This window comes from Pseudomonas oryzagri (assembly GCF_020831405.1).
Taxonomy (GTDB): Bacteria; Pseudomonadota; Gammaproteobacteria; order Pseudomonadales; family Pseudomonadaceae; genus Geopseudomonas; species Geopseudomonas oryzagri.
In genome coordinates this window covers 115,882-131,456 of record NZ_JAJHPU010000031.1, presented here as the reverse complement: position 1 = coordinate 131,456, position 15,575 = coordinate 115,882, and the positions used below count along the sequence as shown (strand labels likewise).

Genomic DNA, 15,575 nt, shown 5'->3' with positions numbered 1-15,575 from the left:
TGTATTGATTCACAAGAGTTCGTGCCAGTTGCGCGGCGGCGTGGCGTGACCGGGGCGGCGTTGCCGGGCCGCCTCCGGTCGCCTGGCTCAGAGGGTGAGGATGGCGCGGGCCAGTTGCAGGTCGTCGCCCTGCACCTGCGGGGCCTGCTGGCGGATATGGCGCAGGGCGGCTTCCAGACGGGCACCGCGGATCGCGCCGTCGCTGGCGACGAAGCTGGCGGCGTCCTCGCGGGCGGCGAGGACGATCTTGTCGTCGTCGAACGAGGAGGAAATGTCGCTGGTGCTTTCGCTGGCGTTGGCGGTCAGGCTACCGAGGGTGTCGGTGGTGACGACGAAGCTGGTGGCGGAGGCGTGGGTGGTCAGGGCCAGCAGGCCGGCGCCGACGAGAAGGGAGAAACGGGGCATGGGCAAGTCCTGTGCGCGATGAGTCAATGATATGGACAGTCGCGACGGCGGCGGGTTCGCGGCGCGGCGACCGGCGTGCGGGCGGCACGTTCGGCAAGCCTGCCGCAAAGCGGCGGCCCAGGCAACGGCGGGGGGCGGAAACGACTGCGCCGCCCGAAGGCGGCGCAGTGCTGCAGCGGTCTGGGCCTCAGCGGGCGCCGATCACTGCTTGTTCAGCATGTGGCCGGTCTTCTGCATGTTGAGGTGCCAGGAGAAGGCTTCGCCGAGGATGTGCGGGGTCTGGCCGCCGACGGTGGCGCAGGCGCGGTCGAAGTAGTCCTGCATGGCCGGGCGGAAGTCCGGGTGCACGCAGTTGTTGATGATCACTTGGGCGCGCTCGCGCGGCGCCAGGCCACGCAGGTCGGCCAGGCCGATCTCGGTGACCAGGATGTCGACGTCGTGCTCGTTGTGGTCGACGTGCGGGGTCATCGGCACGACGCTGGAGATGGCGCCGCCCTTGGCCACGGACTTGGTGACGAAGATGGCCAGGTGAGCGTTGCGGGTGAAGTCGCCCGAGCCGCCGAGGCCGTTCATCATGTGGGTGCCGTTGACGTGGGTGGAGTTCACGTTGCCGTAGATGTCGAATTCCAGCGCGGTGTTGATGCCGATGATGCCGAGGCGACGGACGATCTCCGGATGGTTGGACAGCTCCTGCGGACGCAGCACCAGGCGGTCCTTGTAGTCGTCCAGGTTGGCCAGCACGTGGTGGCACATCTTCTCGGACAGGGTGAACGAGCAACCCGAGGCGAAGTCCAGCTTGCCGGCGTCGAACAGCTCGAAGGTGGAGTCCTGCAGCACCTCGGAGTACATGCTCAGGCCGCTGAAGTTGGACTTCAGCAGGCCGTTCATCACGGCGTTGGCGATGGTGCCGACGCCGGCCTGCAGCGGCAGCAGGCTGTTGGTCATGTGCCCGGCGGCCACTTCCTTCTCGAGGAAGGCGATCAGGTGGTTGGCGATGGCCTGAGTCTCGTCATCCGGCGGCAGGACGTTGGAGTAGGAGTCTTCCTGGTCGGTGATGACGATGGCGGCGATCTTGGCCGGGTCGACCGGGATGTACGGCAGACCGATGCGCTGGTCGGAGGACTCCAGCGGGATCGGCTTGCGGTTCGGGCGCTTCTCGGGGAAGTAGATGTCGTGCAGGCCTTCCAGGGCCAGCGGGTGGGCCAGGTTCAGCTCGACGATGACCACGTCGGCGGTGGCGCCGAAGGTGGCGGAGTTGCCCACCGAGGTGGTCGGCACGATGCCGCCTTCTTCGGTGATGGCGCAGGCTTCGATGATCGCCACGTCGACCGGCTTCAGGCTGCCGCCGCGCAGTTGTTCGGCGGTGTCGGACAGGTGCTGGTCGATGAACATCACCTCGCCGGTGTTGATCGCCTTGCGCAGGCCGGCGTCGGACTGGAAGGGCATGCGGCGGGCGAGCAGGCCGGACTCGGCCATCAGTTTGTCCAGATCGTTGCCCAGGCTGGCGCCGGTGATCAGGGTGATCTTCAGCTCTTCGCTGCGGGCGCGCTCGGCGAGGGCGACCGGCAGGGCCTTGGCTTCGCCGGCGCGGGTGAAGCCGCTCATGCCGACGGTCATGCCGTTCTTGACCAGTTTGGCAGCTTCGGCTGCGGTGGTGATTTTGTCGGTCAGGGACTGCAGACGAATACGATCAGGGTACTGGGACATTGAGCGGTTCCTTTGGATACGGCCTGGGACGAACACAGTGCGCCGAGTCTAAGGATTCGCCATCGCTACGCCTTTAATACTAAGGTCGTAATGCGCTGAGTGGTTTTTGCAAGGGGTAGCGACCTTTTGCCGCAGAAACAGCCACTTCCGACCAGCGGAAGTGGCTGTTTTCCCGGCATTTCGTCGGCTTATTCGACGGCCTTGACCATGTCCTCGACCACCTTCTTGGCGTCGCCGAACACCATCATGGTCTTGTCCATGTAGAACAGCTCGTTGTCGAGACCGGCGTAGCCGCTGGCCATCGAACGCTTGTTGACGATCACCGTACGCGCCTTGTACGCGTCGAGGATCGGCATGCCGGCGATCGGCGACTTCGGATCGGTCTTCGCCGAGGGGTTGACCACGTCGTTGGCGCCCAGCACCAGCACCACGTCGGCCTGGCCGAACTCGGGGTTGATGTCCTCCATCTCGAACACCTGCTCGTAGGGCACCTCGGCCTCGGCCAGCAGCACGTTCATATGCCCCGGCATCCGGCCGGCCACCGGGTGGATGGCGTACTTCACGGTCACCCCGCGGTGGGTCAGCTTTTCGGTCAGCTCCATCAGCGCGTGCTGGGCGCGGGCCACGGCGAGACCATAGCCCGGGACGATGATCACGCTGTCGGCGTTGCCGAGCAGGAACGCGGCGTCGTCCGCCGAGCCGCTCTTCACCGGACGCTGCTCCTGGGAACCGGCGACGGTCGCGCCGGCTTCGGCGCCGAAGCCGCCGAGGATCACGTTGAAGAACGAGCGGTTCATCGCCTTGCACATGATGTAGGAGAGGATCGCACCCGAAGAGCCCACCAGGGAGCCTGCCACGATCAGCATCGAGTTGTTGAGCGAGAAGCCGATCCCGGCCGCCGCCCAGCCCGAATACGAGTTGAGCATCGAGACCACCACCGGCATGTCGGCGCCGCCGATCGGGATGATGATCAGCACGCCGATCACGAAGGCCAGCGCCACCAGCACGGCGAACGCAGTCAGATTACCCGTGAAGGTGAAGGCCAGACCCAGGCCGACGATGGCCAGGCCCACCGCCAGGTTCAGCCAGTGCTGGCCGGCGAAGGTCACCGGCGCGCCCTGGAACAGGCGGAACTTGTATTTGCCGGACAGCTTGCCGAAGGCGATCACCGAACCGGAGAAGGTGATCGCGCCGATGGCCGCGCCGAGGAACAGCTCCAGGCGGTTGCCGGCGGGGATGGCATCGCCCAGGGCGGCGACGATACCCAGCGACTGCGGCTCCACGACCGCGGCGATGGCGATAAAGACCGCGGCCAGGCCGATCATGCTGTGCATGAAGGCGACCAGCTCGGGCATCTTGGTCATTTCCACGCGCTTGGCCATCACGGTGCCGGCGCTACCGCCGACCAGCAGGCCGAGCAGCACGTAGCCGATGCCGGCGCCTTCGCCCATCTGCGCGCCGAGCTTGTAGATCAGCGCGACGGTGGTGCACACGGCGATCGCCATGCCAGCCATGCCGAAGGCGTTGCCGCGGCGCGAGCTGGTGGGATGGGAAAGCCCCTTGAGCGCCTGGATGAAGCAGATGGACGCCACCAGGTAGAGGGCGGTGATCAGGTTCATGCTCATCTCAGTGCGCCTCCGCCTTGGCCGGCTTGTCTTTCTTCTTGAACATTTCCAGCATGCGCCGGGTGACCAGGAAGCCGCCGAACACGTTGACCGCGGCCAGCGCCACGGCCAGGGTGCCCATGGTCTTGCCCAGGCCGGTTTCGGTCAGCGCGGCGGCCAGCATGGCGCCGACGATGACGATGGCGGAGATGGCGTTGGTCACCGCCATCAGCGGGGTGTGCAGGGCGGGGGTGACGTTCCACACCACGTGGTAGCCGACGTAGATCGCCAGCACGAAGATGATCAGGTTGTAGAGACCGTCGGAGATCGGGTCCATGGTTTTATCCTTGTAATCGGGAAGCAATCAGGCGGCGTTGCGACGGACCAGCTGGCCGCCCTCGCACATCAGGCAGGCGGCGACGATGTCGTCCTCGCGGTTGAGCTGGAAGCGGCCGTCCTTGTCGAGGACCAGCTTGAGGAAGTCCAGCAGATTGCGCGCATAGAGGGCCGAGGCGTCGGCCGGCACCAGCGCCGGCAGGTTGCTGTGGCCGACGATGGTCACGCCGTGCTTGACCACCACCCGGTCGACCTCGGTCAGCGGGCAGTTGCCGCCCTGGGCGGCGGCCAGGTCGATGATCACCGAACCGGGCTTCATCTCGGCGACGGTGGCCGCGTGCAGCAGGGTCGGCGCCTGGCGCCCGGGGATCAGCGCGGTGGTGATCACGATATCGGCCTGCCTGGCCTTCTCGTGCACGGCCTTGGCCTGACGTTCCATCCACGACGCCGGCATGGGCCGGGCGTAGCCGCCCACGCCCTGGGCGCACTCGCGCTCTTCATCCGTTTCGAACGGCACGTCGACGAACTTGGCGCCCAAGGATTCGATCTGCTCCTTGACCGCCGGACGCACGTCGGAAGCCTCGATCACCGCGCCCAGGCGCTTGGCGGTGGCGATCGCCTGCAGGCCGGCCACCCCGGCGCCGAGCACCAGCACGCGGGCGGCCTTCACGGTGCCGGCGGCGGTCATCAGCATCGGCATGAAGCGCGGATAGTGGTTGGCGGCGAGCATCACCGCCTTGTAGCCGGCGATATTGGCCTGCGAGGACAAGACGTCGAGGCTTTGCGCGCGCGAGGTGCGCGGGGCGGCCTCGAGGGCGAAGGCGGTGATGCCGCGCTCGGTCATGCGCGAGAGGTTGGCGTTGTCGAACGGGTTGAGCATGCCGACCAGCACGGCGCCGGGCTGCATCAGGGCCAGTTCGGCCTCATCGGGGGCGACGACCTTGAGCACCAGCTCGGCGCCGAAGGCCTCGCTGGCGGTGCCGATGCGTGCGCCGGCGGCGACATAGGCATCGTCCGGCAGGCTGGCGGCGATGCCGGCGCCGGCCTGGACGACGACCGTATGGCCCTGGCCGACGAGTTTCTTCACCGTTTCCGGCGTGGCGGCCACGCGGGTTTCACCGGCGTGGGTTTCGAGGGGTATACCGATCTGCACGGGCAAATCTCCACTAGCGTTGTTGTTATCGGGAGCTCCGCAGGACGCCAGTTGCTCTGGCAGAGGGCGCGATACGCCGGGGCGGGGCAGTGACAGCATTGTGCAGGGGGATTCGCCAGGGGTTCAATCGTTTCGAATGGAATTGAGACGATAATTGCAAGTCGACTTTGGACTAAGGCATTGGTGATTTGCGCCTAAAGTAGCAGGCGGCGAGAGGTTATTTGGCGAACATAATATATTTGTATATATTGTTTTTAGGATAAGTGTTTGGGTGTGAGGTGCGACGACCTCTCGCCCCGGCGTTCTGCGCGGCGGGGCGCGGCCGGCTGCCGAAGAGTGTGGTCAGTCCGAATCGCCTGCTCTTGCGCTGTCCGCTGGCGGAGGGCGAGCGCAACGGTGGCGGCGGAGGGTGGCCCTGAACATCCGCGCGCCGCCCGTGTCGCCGCTCGGCCGCTCGGCGTGCGGCGCTGTGACGGCATACACCCTCCCTGGCGCAGCCCCAGTCCCGTGGCCCTGCGACCATCCCTACCCCGTACCGGCATTCTGCGCGAAGGAGCATCCATGACCATCGACTGGGCCCATTTCACTCCCTGGAGCGCCTTGGCCGGCGGCATCCTCATCGGTCTGGCCGCCGGGCTGTTCGTGCTGGCCAACGGGCGCATCGCGGGGATCAGCGGTCTGCTCGGCAGCCTGCTCGAGCCGCGCGCCAGCGGCCGCCTGTACAGTCTGTTGTTCGTCTTCGGCCTGCTGCTGGCGCCCTGGTTGTGGCAGGCGATCGCCGCATTGCCGACGATCGAGATACAGGCCGGCGTGCCGGGCCTGCTGCTGGCCGGCCTGCTGGTCGGCTTCGGCGCGCGCCTGGGCTCCGGCTGCACCAGCGGCCACGGCGTATGCGGCCTGTCGCGGCTGTCGCCGCGTTCGCTGGTGGCCACCCTGTGCTTCATGGCCAGCGGCTTCGCCACCGTGTTCGTCGTCCGTCACCTGTTGGGAGTCTGACCATGGCGCGTCTGACCGCATTGTTCGCCGGCCTCCTGTTCGGTTTCGGCCTGCTGCTGGCCGGGATGGCCAATCCGGCCAAGGTGCTGGCCTTTCTCGATCTGGCCGGCAACTGGGATCCCTCGCTGGCGCTGGTGATGGGCGGCGGCATCGGCACGGCGCTGCTGCCCTTCGCCCTGGCCAGGCGGCGCACACAGGCACTGACCGGCTGCCCGATGCAGCTGCCGAGCAAGCGCGAGCCGGACCCTGCGCTGGTGATCGGCAGTCTGCTGTTCGGTATCGGCTGGGGCATCGCCGGCATCTGTCCGGGGCCGGCGCTGGTGCTGCTGGGCAGCGGCAACGCCGCCATCCTGCCGTTCTTCGTCGCCATGCTGATCGGCATGGGCCTGTATCGCGGCTACGCAAGCCGCCGCGCATGAACTGCACGGCATCCCGTGGGTCGATGAAACGGCTACTCTAGAGCCTTCGCCGGCCTGCGGGTCGGAGTACGTACGCCAATTCTCTATGGATAGGAAGAAAACCCGATGAAGAGCAAACTGATCGCCGCCGCTGCCGGCCTGCTGCTGACCGGCGTCGCCGGCCTGACCGTAGCCCAGGTCAGCCCGGAGGACCAGATCGAGTACCGCAAGGCCGGCTACAGCTTCATGGCCTGGAACATGGGCAAGATCAAGGCGCAGGTGGTCGAGGGTTCGGTGCCCTATGACCAGGCGCAGGTGGCCGCCGCCGCCAACGCCATCGCCGCCATCGCCAACTCCGGCATGGGCGCGCTGTACGGTCCGGGTACCGAGAAGTCGGTGGGCAAGGAGAAGACCCGGGTCAAGGCGGAGTTCTTCGCCCAGAAGGAGGAGGTCGCCAAGGTGGCCATCGCCTTCAACCAGGCCGCCAACAACCTGGCCAAGGTCGCCGCCGGTGGCGACAAGGCGGCCATCGCCCAGGCCTTCGGAGAGGTGGGCAAGAGCTGCAAGGGCTGCCACGACAAGTTCCGCATGGACTGATAGCCCATGTGAAAGCTGCTGCGCTCGATCATGCCGCGTTAGAAAGTGGCTGACTTGTCCTCGCGACGCTTTCACAGGGCCACATGGCCGTTTGCCTTGCATGAAAAGGGCGACCCACCGGTCGCCCTTTTTGTTGCCGTCTTACCAGGCCGGCGCGCTCTGCGCCGGCGGCGGGGGTTCCGGGATCCAGCTGCCGTTGGCCGCCCACACCACGGCGGCGGCGAAGGCCAGGGCGACCAGCAGCGCCGGCAGGCTGCCGCCGCTGGCCGGTGCGATCGGTCGTTCGGCCGGCACCTTGCGGCGACCGTGGAGCATGGCCCCGGCCAGGTTTTCGCCGTGGACCAGACGGTAGAAGACCAATGCGGCGAGGTGCAGGAGCACCAGCGCCAGCAGCAGCCACAGGCCTTGGCGATGCAGGCTGGTCAGGGGGCCGCTGATCGCCGAATCGACCACGTAGTACAGCGGACCGCTGAAGGCGATGTCGTCGCTGGCCACCAGGCCGCTGACCACCTGGAAGCCGAGGGCGGCGAGCATGGCCAGCACCGACAGCCAGCCCAGCGGGTTGTGTCCGCCGCCGTGCCATTCGCCGCGCAGGTAGGCCGGCAGACTCTGCGGCAGGTGCAGCACCTGGCCGAAGCGCACGTAGGTGGAGCCGAGCACGCCCCAGGCCAGGCGGAAGGCCAGCAGGCCGGCGATGAACAGGCCGAGGCGGCCGTGCCAGACCATCCAGTTGCCGCCGCTCCAGCCGGTGAGCAGCGCACCGACCACGGACAGCGCCAGGCTCCAGTGGTACAGGCGGGTGGGCAGGTCCCAGACGCGGATGTGCAGGGTCATGAACGCTCCTTGGCGGGGTATCGCGGCGGATCAGTCGGCCGCCGGCAGGGCCAGCAGCAGGGCTGCGGTGTGCAGGTCGGGCTGGCCGTCGTAACGCTGGGGCCGGTACTTCATCTGGAAGGCGGCGATCACGTTGCGGGTCGCCTCATCCAGCTCGCCATGCTGCGGCACGGCGTAGCCGGCGCGCGCGAGCTGGCGCTGGAACCAGTTCACCTCCGGCACGCGGCCGTCGAGCTGGCGCAGGCTGTCCTGCACGGCGGCGGCGGTCGGCCAGGGAATCAGCCCGGCGGCGGCGAGTTGGTGCCAGGGGAACAGCGGGCCGGGGTCGACCTTGCGCTGCGGGGCGATGTCGCTGTGGCCGACGATGTTGACCGGCATCACGCCATGGCGGCTCTGCAGATCCTTGAGTAGGACGATCAGGCGATCGATCTGCGTCTGCGCATAGGGCTGCCAGTGGCGCCCGTCCGCGGTGTCCTGGTAGCCGGGGTTGACCAGTTCGATGCCGATCGAGCTGGCGTTCAGCCAGGTGCGCCCGCGCCACTGGCTGTCGCCGGCGTGCCAGGCGCGGCGCTCCTCGTCGACCAGGCGATAGATGCGCGCGCCGTCGGCCGGCAGCAGGTAGTGGGCGCTGACCCCGCCGCCGGTGAGGGTCTTCAGTGAGTCGTCGAGGTCGCTGGAGGTGTAGTGGATGACGATCTGCTCGACCCGGCTGCTCTGGTCGCGGGAGCGGAAGCTGTCGTCGATGCGCAGGCCGCCGGCGCAGCCGGCGAGCAGCAGGGCGAGGGCCAGCAGGGGCAGGGTCTTCATGGCGGACAACGATTGGCAGGCAGGATGGGCAGCATAGCATCGAACGCGGGCGGGCCTCAGGCCGCCTAGCTGCGCTCCGGCAGGCGCGGCGGATGCAGCCCGGCGGGCAGGCGGATGTCCACCGCCACCGGCAGGTGGTCGGAGATCGGCGCGTCCAGCACCCGCATGCGTTCGAGGGTCAGCTGTGGGCTGAGCAGGATGTGGTCGATGCAGCGCTGCGGCCGCCAGCTCGGGTAGGTGGCGCAGGTCTGCGGGGCGACCAGGCCGAGGTCGCGCAATGGCGAATTGTCCAGCAGCTCCTCGGCGTGGGTGTTCATGTCGCCCATCAGCACCAGATGGCGGTAGTCGGCGATCAGCTCGCGGATATAGGCGAGCTGGCGGGTGCGCGCGCGCGCGCCGAGGGCCAGGTGCATGACCACCACCGCCAGCGCCTCGCTGCCTTCGCCGAATCGCAGCAGGATGGCGCCGCGCCCGCGCGGGCCGGGCAGCGGGTGGTCTTCCAGATGGCTCGGGCGCAGTCGGCTGAGTACGCCGTTGCTGTGCTGGGCCAGCGGGCCGAGGTCGCGGTTGAGCTGCTGGTACCAGTAGGGGAAGGCGCCGAGCTGGGCGAGGTGCTCGACCTGGTTGACGTAGTCGGAGCGCAGGCTGCCGCCATCCACCTCCTGCAGGGCGACCAAGTCGAAGTCGCCGAGCAGGCGGCCGATCTGCTGCAGGTTGACCGTGCGCTCGCGGTGCGGCAGCAAGTGCTGCCAGCTGCGGGTCAGGTAGTGGTGGTAGCGGCGGGTGCTGATGCCCACCTGGATGTTGAAGCTGAGCAGGCGCAGGCACTCGCCCAGCTCGCCGCCGCCGGCCTGCGGGTTGCGCTGCGCGGCCCGGATGCCGGGCGCGCGCGGGGTGATCCAGCGCCGCAGCATGGTCGCTTACTGAGCGGGACGTTCCTTGGCGATCAGATGGTCGGCGACCTTGAGGGCTCCCTCCGGACCGCCGGCGCTGCTGAGATCGAAGCGGTACTTGCCGTTGACCACCAGCACCGGTACGCCGGTGATCTGGTAGGCCATGGCCAGCTTCTTGGCCTTCTCCATCTGGCCCTTCACCGCGAAGGAATTGAAGGTGCTCAGGTAGGTGGCCTTGTCGACGCCCTGGGCGGCGAGGAATTCGGCCTGCTCCTCGGCGGTGGCGAGCTTCTTGCCCTCGCGGTGGATGGCGGCGAACACCGCGTCGTGCACCTTGGCCTCCACGCCCATCGCCTCGAGGGTCAGGAACATCTGGCCATGGATGTTCCACAGGCCGCCGAACATGGCCGGGATGCGCACGAAGTGGACGTCCTCCGGCAGCTTCTCGGCCCACGGCTTGATGGTCGGCTCGAACTGGTAGCAGTGCGGGCAGCCATACCAGAACAGTTCGACCACCTCGATCTTGCCGGGCTGGGCGACCGGCACCGGACTGGTCAGTTCAACGTATTGCTTGCCGGCCTGGATGTCCTCGGCGTGGACGCTGGCGGTGGCTCCGAACAGGCTGACGCCGGCCAGCACGGCCGAGAGAATCAGGTTACGCATGCTTGACTCCTGAACTGGGAGAAATGGGGCTGGATGGCAGTTCGACGCCGGCGGAGCCGCGCCGTTCCCCGCGATTGTAGGGCAGACGGGCAAAAAAAAGGGCGGCCGTGGCCACCCTTTTTGTGTTGCAGGCTACTGCCGGGGTGCTTAGTGCAGGCCCTGGATGTAGCTGGACAGCGCTTCGATGTCCTTGTTGCTCAGCTTGGCGGCGATGGCGCGCATGATCATGGTGTCGCCGTCGTTGGTACGCACGCCTTCGCGGAAGTTGGTCAGCTGGGTGGCCACGTACTGGGCATGCTGGCCGCCCAGTTTCGGGAAGCCGGCGGCGGCGTTGCCGCTGCCGTCCGGGGAGTGGCAACCGGTGCAGGCCGGCATGCCGTCTTCCACCTTGCCGCCGCGGAACAGCGCTTCGCCGCGTTCGACCAGCTTGGGATCGGCAGCGCCGACGCTGCCCTTCTGGCTGGCGAAGTAGGCGGACAGGTCGGCCAGGTCCTGATCGCTCAGGTTGTCCAGCAGGCCGGTCATCGGTACTACCGGGCGGGCACCACTCTTGATGTCTTTCAGCTGCTTGAGCAGATAGCGCTCGCCCTGACCGGCCAGTTTCGGGAAGGTCGGCGCCGCGCTGTTGCCGTCGGGACCGTGGCAGGCGCCGCAGACGGCTGCCTTGGTTTGTCCAGCGGTGGCATCACCGGCGGCCTGGGCCAGGCCGGTCACGCCCAGGGTCAACAGCAGACTCACGAGTAGTTTGTTCATCAGCTAATCCAACTACGGCAAAGGGGGGAAAGGGGGGATTACTTGCTCATCCATTCGATGGTGGCTTTGTAGTCTTCGGCGGTGCAGTCCATGCACATGCCGCGCGGCGGCATGGCGTTGAAACCTTCGGTGACGTGCTTCACCAGGGTATCCATGCCCTGTGCCAGGCGCGGTTGCCAGGCGGCGGCGTCGCCTTTCTTCGGGGCCATCGGCAGCTGGCCGTTGTGGCAAGCCGTGCAGGCCTTGTTGAAGACCGCTTCCGGTTCCTGGGTAGCCTGGGCGGAGGCAGCGGCAGCGACGAGCGACACAGCAAGCAGCAGTTTCTTCATGGTCGACCTCTTTCATCAGGGGGGAAACGGCCCGACACTCGGCTGGCAGGGTCCGTCCACATGGACACCAATTGTGTGAATGCAAAGCGCACACAAAAACCGTGGCATTATATACAGGCGACGTAAAAACGGAAACGGAACCGCCGCGCGCGACACTTGGTCGCAGCCCACTCCAGTACCAGCCTGCAACGCGTTTCCGGCGCAGGCGCACAACAGGCCCACGCCATGTCCGTCAAGAATCCCATCCTCGGTCTGTGTCAGCAGGCCGCCTTCATCAAGAGTGCCGCGCGGGTCGACCAGTGCCCGCCGGACGAAGGTTACGAAGTGGCCTTCGCCGGGCGCTCCAACGCCGGCAAGTCCAGTGCGATGAACACCCTGACCCACGCCCGCCTGGCGCGTACCTCGAAGACGCCGGGGCGTACCCAGCTGCTCAACTTCTTCCGCCTCGACGACGAGCGCCGCCTGGTCGACCTGCCCGGCTACGGCTACGCCAAGGTGCCGATTCCGCTCAAGCAGCATTGGCAGCGTCACCTGGAGGCCTACCTGGGCAGCCGCGAATCGCTGGTCGGGGTGATCCTGCTGATGGACATCCGTCACCCGCTCACCGAATTCGACCTGCTGATGCTCGACTGGGCCAAGGCCAGCTGCCTGCCCATGCACATCCTGCTCACCAAGGCCGACAAGCTCACCTTCGGCGCGGCCAAGAACGCCCTGCTCAAGGTGCAGAAGGAGATCCGTCAGGGCTGGGGCGAGGTGGCCAGCGTGCAGCTGTTCTCCGCTCCCAAGCGTCAGGGCGTCGAGGAGGCGCAGGCGGTGCTGGCGGCCTGGACGGGTCTGCTCGAGGAAGAGGACGAGCAAGCGGCGGACGGCCAGTCGGCCTGAGGTTTTCGCAGGCAAAAAAAACCGACCTTTCCATAGGGGGGTGAAAGGTCGGTTCATGAGCCGGACGCCAGGACGGGGCGAACCGGCATTACTGCCGCACAGGATCTCGCAACTGCGATCCCCTCGAGGGGTCTGCCAACCTCTCGAAACAGTTGACCGCTCCCCCGCGGGTAAAGTTCGACCGTCGGTCGGCTGACAGGTTTCAGAGTCTGTTCACGATCTCGCGAGCTAGAGCCAGGCAAGGCGAAATCGGTTGAGGAAGCGGAGTTTGCTGGTGCAAATGAGCATTCCGAAACCGATTTCAACGCAGCATGGCCGACGCGCAGCAGGTCGTGGACAGGCTCTCAGTGCGCCTCGTCCCAGTTGTCGCCTACCCCGACCTCCACCAGCAGCGGCACGTCCAGCGCGGCGGCGCCGCTCATGTGCGGCAGCAGGCCGGCCTTGAGCGCCTCCACCTGGTCCTCGCGCACCTCCAGCACCAGTTCGTCGTGCACCTGGAGGATCATCCGCGCGTCCAGCCCCGCCTCCTGCAGCCAGGCGTCCACCGCCACCATGGCGCGCTTGATGATGTCCGCCGCGGTGCCCTGCATCGGCGCGTTGATCGCCGTGCGCTCGGCGGCTTTGCGCATCGCCCCGTTTTGCGCCTGGATCTCCGGCAGGTACAGGCGGCGGCCGAACAGGGTCTCGACGAAGCCCTGGGCGGCGGCCTGCTCGCGGGTGCGCTCCATGTAGGCCAGCACGCCGGGATAGTGGGCGAAGTAGCGATCGATGTAGGCCTGCGCCTCCTTGCGGTCGACGCCGACCTGCTTGGCCAGGCCGAAGGCGCTCATGCCGTAGATCAGGCCGAAGTTGATCGCCTTGGCGCGCCGCCGCTGCTCGGCGCTCACCTGCTCCAGCTCGACGCCGAACACCTCGGCGGCGGTGGCGCGGTGCACGTCGCGATCGTGGCGGAAGGCGTCGAGCAGGCCTTCGTCCTGGGCCAGGTGGGCCATGATGCGCAGCTCGATCTGCGAGTAGTCGGCGGCCACCAGCTTGTAGCCCTTGGGAGCGACGAAGGCCTGGCGAATACGCCGTCCCTCGGCGGTGCGGATCGGAATGTTCTGCAGGTTGGGGTTGGAGGAGGACAGCCGGCCGGTGGCGGCCACCGCCTGGTGGTAGCTGGTGTGGATGCGTCCGGTGCGCGGGTTGATCTGCTCGGGCAGCTTGTCGGTGTAGGTGCTCTTGAGCTTGCTGACGCTGCGGTAGTCCATCAGCACCTGCGGCAGCGCGTAGCCCTGCTCGGCCAGTTCGGCGAGTACGCCTTCCGCGGTGGAGGCCTGGCCCTTGGCGGTCTTCGACAGCACCGGCAGGCCGAGCTTGTCGTAGAGGATGGTGCCGAGCTGCTTGGGCGAGGAAAGGTTGAACTCCTCGCCGGCCAGCTCGAAGGCGGCGCGCTCGAGCTGCTGCATCTTCTCGCCGAGTTCGACGCTCTGCAGGCCGAGCAGGCGGGCGTCGACCAGCGCGCCGTGGCGCTCGATGCGCGCCAGCACCGGCACCAGCGGCATCTCGATGTCGGTCAGCACGCAGGCCAGCGATGGCACGCTCTCCAGCTTGCCCCACAGGGTCTGGTGCAGACGCAGGGTCACGTCGGCGTCCTCGGCGGCGTAGGGGCCGGCCTGCTCGAGGGCGATCTGGTCGAAGGTCAACTGCTTGGCGCCCTTGCCGGCGATGTCCTCGAAGCGGATGGTCGAGTGGCCGAGGTACTTGAGCGCCAGGCTGTCCATGTCGTGGCGGGTCGCCGTGGAGTCCAGCACGTAGGACTCCAGCATGGTGTCGAAGGCCACGCCACGCACGGTGATGCCGTAGTGGGCGAGCACGTTCATGTCGTACTTGGCGTGCTGGCCGACCTTGGCCTTGGCCGGGTCTTCCAGCAGCGGCTTGAGCGCGGCCAGCACCGCGTCGCGGTCGAGCTGCTCGGGCACGCCCATGTAGTTGTGCGCCAGCGGCAGGTAGGCGGCTTCAAACGGACTGACCGCGAAGGACAGACCGACCAGCTCGGCCTGCTGGGCGTCGAGGCTGGTGGTCTCGGTGTCGAAGGCGATCAGCTCCGCCGCCTGGAGCTTCTCCAGCCAGGCGTCGAACTGCGCCTGCTCGAGCACCGTCTCGTAGCGCGTTGGCGGCGCGTCGGCGGTTTCTGCGGGGCTCGCTTCGCCGGCAGCGGCAGGTGCGGCCGGGGCCGGTTCGCCTGCCGCAGGGCCGCCCGCCGGCGAAGCGCCGGCCGGCTTGGCTTCGCGCAGCAGGCCGTCGAGCCAGCTCTTGAACTCCAGCTCGCGGTACAGCTCGATCAGCGCCGCGCGGTCGGCGGCGACCGGGTGCAGGTCGTCGAGGGCGATCTGCAGCGTCACGTCGGTCTTGATGGTGGCCAGCTGATAGGACAGGTAGGCCATCTCGCGGTGTTCGGCGAGCTTGGCGGCCAGCGATTTGGCGCCGCGGATCGGCAGCCCGGCCACCTGCTCGAGGTTGGCGTAGATCACGTCGAGGCCGCCACCCAGGCCCTGCAGCAGGCCCAGCGCGGTCTTCTCGCCGACCCCGGGCACGCCGGGGATGTTGTCGACCTTGTCGCCCATCAGCGCCAGGAAGTCGATGATCAGCTCAGGACCGACGCCGAATTTCTCTTTTACGCCATCGCAGTCCAGCACGCTTCCGGTCATGGTGTTGACCAGCGTAATGTGGCCGTCGACCAACTGGGCCATGTCCTTGTCGCCGGTGGAGATCACTACCGGGCGCGCGGCCGCGGCGCTCGAGCGCGCCAGGGTGCCGATCACGTCGTCGGCCTCCACTCCCTCCATGCACAACAACGGCAGGCCGAGGGCGCGCACGCAGGCGTGCAACGGCTCGACCTGCACGCGCAGATCGTCCGGCATCGGCGGACGGTGCGACTTGTAGTGCTCGAACAGCTCGTCGCGGAAGGTCGGTCCCTTGGCGTCGAACACCACGGCGAAGGGGCTGTCCGGATACTGGCGGCGCAGGCTCAGCAGCATGTTCAGCACGCCCTTCACCGCACCGGTGGGCAGGCCGGCGGAGGTGTGCAGCGGCGGCAGCGCATGGAAGGCGCGGTACAGGTAGGAGGAACCGTCCACCAGGACGAGAGGGGCTAGACTCATAGGGAAATCGACTCTTGGGCGATGCGACCGGAGTAAGATGTCAGGCTCGACAACTGCAAAGGAATAAGGTTACCA

The 15,575-nt window shown here is 67.3% G+C and carries 16 protein-coding genes; 4 read left to right on the top strand and 12 right to left on the bottom strand.

The window, feature by feature from the left end; genetic code table 11:
* Positions 1–87: 87 nt before the first annotated feature.
* The 5 genes from LMJ29_RS11245 to LMJ29_RS11225 all read right to left on the bottom strand — a co-directional run bounded on the left by LMJ29_RS11245 (position 88) and on the right by LMJ29_RS11225 (position 5,205).
* A complete protein-coding gene (locus LMJ29_RS11245; RefSeq protein ID WP_229605604.1) occupies positions 88–405 on the bottom strand; it encodes a DUF2388 domain-containing protein in 318 nt (105 codons plus the stop codon).
* Positions 406–606: 201 nt separating this feature from the next.
* Positions 607–2,112 carry an acetyl-CoA hydrolase/transferase family protein gene (locus tag LMJ29_RS11240; protein ID WP_229605603.1) on the bottom strand — a complete coding sequence of 502 codons (1,506 nt, stop codon included), beginning with the start codon at positions 2,110–2,112 and terminating at the stop codon, positions 607–609.
* Positions 2,113–2,300: 188 nt separating this feature from the next.
* Positions 2,301–3,737, bottom strand: coding sequence for an NAD(P)(+) transhydrogenase (Re/Si-specific) subunit beta (locus LMJ29_RS11235; protein ID WP_229605602.1), 1,437 nt, complete (start codon positions 3,735–3,737; stop codon positions 2,301–2,303).
* Position 3,738: 1 nt separating this feature from the next.
* Entirely contained in the window at positions 3,739–4,053 is a 315-nt protein-coding gene (locus tag LMJ29_RS11230; protein ID WP_041506114.1) for an NAD(P) transhydrogenase subunit alpha, read from the bottom strand.
* Positions 4,054–4,080: 27 nt separating this feature from the next.
* On the bottom strand, positions 4,081–5,205 hold the full coding sequence (locus LMJ29_RS11225) for a Re/Si-specific NAD(P)(+) transhydrogenase subunit alpha (RefSeq protein WP_229605601.1): 1,125 nt from the start codon (positions 5,203–5,205) through the stop codon (positions 4,081–4,083).
* A 561-nt stretch (positions 5,206–5,766) separates the two neighbouring features.
* On the opposite strand from LMJ29_RS11225, the gene LMJ29_RS11220 reads away from it, so the two are divergent.
* The 3 genes from LMJ29_RS11220 to LMJ29_RS11210 all read left to right on the top strand — a co-directional run bounded on the left by LMJ29_RS11220 (position 5,767) and on the right by LMJ29_RS11210 (position 7,196).
* Positions 5,767–6,201 (top strand): YeeE/YedE family protein, encoded by a 435-nt coding sequence (locus tag LMJ29_RS11220; RefSeq protein WP_229605600.1) that lies wholly within the window; start codon positions 5,767–5,769, stop codon positions 6,199–6,201.
* 2 nt (positions 6,202–6,203) lie between these two features.
* Positions 6,204–6,620 (top strand): YeeE/YedE family protein, encoded by a 417-nt coding sequence (locus LMJ29_RS11215; protein ID WP_229605599.1) that lies wholly within the window; start codon positions 6,204–6,206, stop codon positions 6,618–6,620.
* Positions 6,621–6,725: 105 nt separating this feature from the next.
* Positions 6,726–7,196: a c-type cytochrome gene (locus tag LMJ29_RS11210; protein WP_229605598.1), complete on the top strand. Its 471-nt coding sequence runs from the start codon at positions 6,726–6,728 to the stop codon at positions 7,194–7,196.
* 141 nt (positions 7,197–7,337) lie between these two features.
* On the opposite strand, the gene LMJ29_RS11205 is transcribed toward LMJ29_RS11210, so the two are convergent.
* The 6 genes from LMJ29_RS11205 to LMJ29_RS11180 all read right to left on the bottom strand — a co-directional run bounded on the left by LMJ29_RS11205 (position 7,338) and on the right by LMJ29_RS11180 (position 11,475).
* Positions 7,338–8,030 (bottom strand): cytochrome b/b6 domain-containing protein, encoded by a 693-nt coding sequence (locus LMJ29_RS11205; RefSeq protein ID WP_229605597.1) that lies wholly within the window; start codon positions 8,028–8,030, stop codon positions 7,338–7,340.
* Positions 8,031–8,060: 30 nt separating this feature from the next.
* Positions 8,061–8,837, bottom strand: a complete 777-nt coding sequence (locus LMJ29_RS11200) for an N-acetylmuramoyl-L-alanine amidase (RefSeq protein ID WP_229605596.1) — start codon at positions 8,835–8,837, stop codon at positions 8,061–8,063.
* A 65-nt stretch (positions 8,838–8,902) separates the two neighbouring features.
* Positions 8,903–9,751, bottom strand: a complete 849-nt coding sequence (locus LMJ29_RS11195; protein WP_229605595.1) for an endonuclease/exonuclease/phosphatase family protein — start codon at positions 9,749–9,751, stop codon at positions 8,903–8,905.
* A 6-nt stretch (positions 9,752–9,757) separates the two neighbouring features.
* A complete protein-coding gene (locus LMJ29_RS11190; RefSeq protein ID WP_229605594.1) occupies positions 9,758–10,393 on the bottom strand; it encodes a thiol:disulfide interchange protein DsbA/DsbL in 636 nt (211 codons plus the stop codon).
* 147 nt (positions 10,394–10,540) lie between these two features.
* Positions 10,541–11,146, bottom strand: a complete 606-nt coding sequence (locus LMJ29_RS11185) for a c-type cytochrome (RefSeq protein WP_229605593.1) — start codon at positions 11,144–11,146, stop codon at positions 10,541–10,543.
* A gap of 38 nt (positions 11,147–11,184) precedes the next feature.
* Positions 11,185–11,475 carry a c-type cytochrome gene (locus LMJ29_RS11180; RefSeq protein WP_229605592.1) on the bottom strand — a complete coding sequence of 97 codons (291 nt, stop codon included), beginning with the start codon at positions 11,473–11,475 and terminating at the stop codon, positions 11,185–11,187.
* Positions 11,476–11,700: 225 nt separating this feature from the next.
* On the opposite strand from LMJ29_RS11180, the gene yihA reads away from it, so the two are divergent.
* Positions 11,701–12,357: a ribosome biogenesis GTP-binding protein YihA/YsxC gene (gene yihA, locus LMJ29_RS11175; protein WP_229605591.1), complete on the top strand. Its 657-nt coding sequence runs from the start codon at positions 11,701–11,703 to the stop codon at positions 12,355–12,357.
* A gap of 344 nt (positions 12,358–12,701) precedes the next feature.
* On the opposite strand, the gene polA is transcribed toward yihA, so the two are convergent.
* A complete protein-coding gene (gene polA, locus LMJ29_RS11170) occupies positions 12,702–15,500 on the bottom strand; it encodes a DNA polymerase I (protein WP_229605590.1) in 2,799 nt (932 codons plus the stop codon).
* Positions 15,501–15,575: the final 75 nt, after the last annotated feature.

Coding starts and splice junctions, on each gene's coding strand:
- LMJ29_RS11200 (WP_229605596.1), bottom strand. CDS start 8,837: ATGAAGACCCTGCCCCTGCTGGCCCTCGCCCTGCTGCTCGCCGGCTGC.
- LMJ29_RS11235 (WP_229605602.1), bottom strand. CDS start 3,737: ATGAGCATGAACCTGATCACCGCCCTCTACCTGGTGGCGTCCATCTGC.
- LMJ29_RS11220 (WP_229605600.1), top strand. CDS start 5,767: ATGACCATCGACTGGGCCCATTTCACTCCCTGGAGCGCCTTGGCCGGC.
- LMJ29_RS11210 (WP_229605598.1), top strand. CDS start 6,726: ATGAAGAGCAAACTGATCGCCGCCGCTGCCGGCCTGCTGCTGACCGGC.
- LMJ29_RS11215 (WP_229605599.1), top strand. CDS start 6,204: ATGGCGCGTCTGACCGCATTGTTCGCCGGCCTCCTGTTCGGTTTCGGC.
- yihA (WP_229605591.1), top strand. CDS start 11,701: ATGTCCGTCAAGAATCCCATCCTCGGTCTGTGTCAGCAGGCCGCCTTC.
- LMJ29_RS11205 (WP_229605597.1), bottom strand. CDS start 8,030: ATGACCCTGCACATCCGCGTCTGGGACCTGCCCACCCGCCTGTACCAC.
- polA (WP_229605590.1), bottom strand. CDS start 15,500: ATGAGTCTAGCCCCTCTCGTCCTGGTGGACGGTTCCTCCTACCTGTAC.
- LMJ29_RS11180 (WP_229605592.1), bottom strand. CDS start 11,475: ATGAAGAAACTGCTGCTTGCTGTGTCGCTCGTCGCTGCCGCTGCCTCC.
- LMJ29_RS11195 (WP_229605595.1), bottom strand. CDS start 9,751: ATGCTGCGGCGCTGGATCACCCCGCGCGCGCCCGGCATCCGGGCCGCG.
- LMJ29_RS11190 (WP_229605594.1), bottom strand. CDS start 10,393: ATGCGTAACCTGATTCTCTCGGCCGTGCTGGCCGGCGTCAGCCTGTTC.
- LMJ29_RS11230 (WP_041506114.1), bottom strand. CDS start 4,053: ATGGACCCGATCTCCGACGGTCTCTACAACCTGATCATCTTCGTGCTG.
- LMJ29_RS11185 (WP_229605593.1), bottom strand. CDS start 11,146: ATGAACAAACTACTCGTGAGTCTGCTGTTGACCCTGGGCGTGACCGGC.
- LMJ29_RS11245 (WP_229605604.1), bottom strand. CDS start 405: ATGCCCCGTTTCTCCCTTCTCGTCGGCGCCGGCCTGCTGGCCCTGACC.
- LMJ29_RS11240 (WP_229605603.1), bottom strand. CDS start 2,112: ATGTCCCAGTACCCTGATCGTATTCGTCTGCAGTCCCTGACCGACAAA.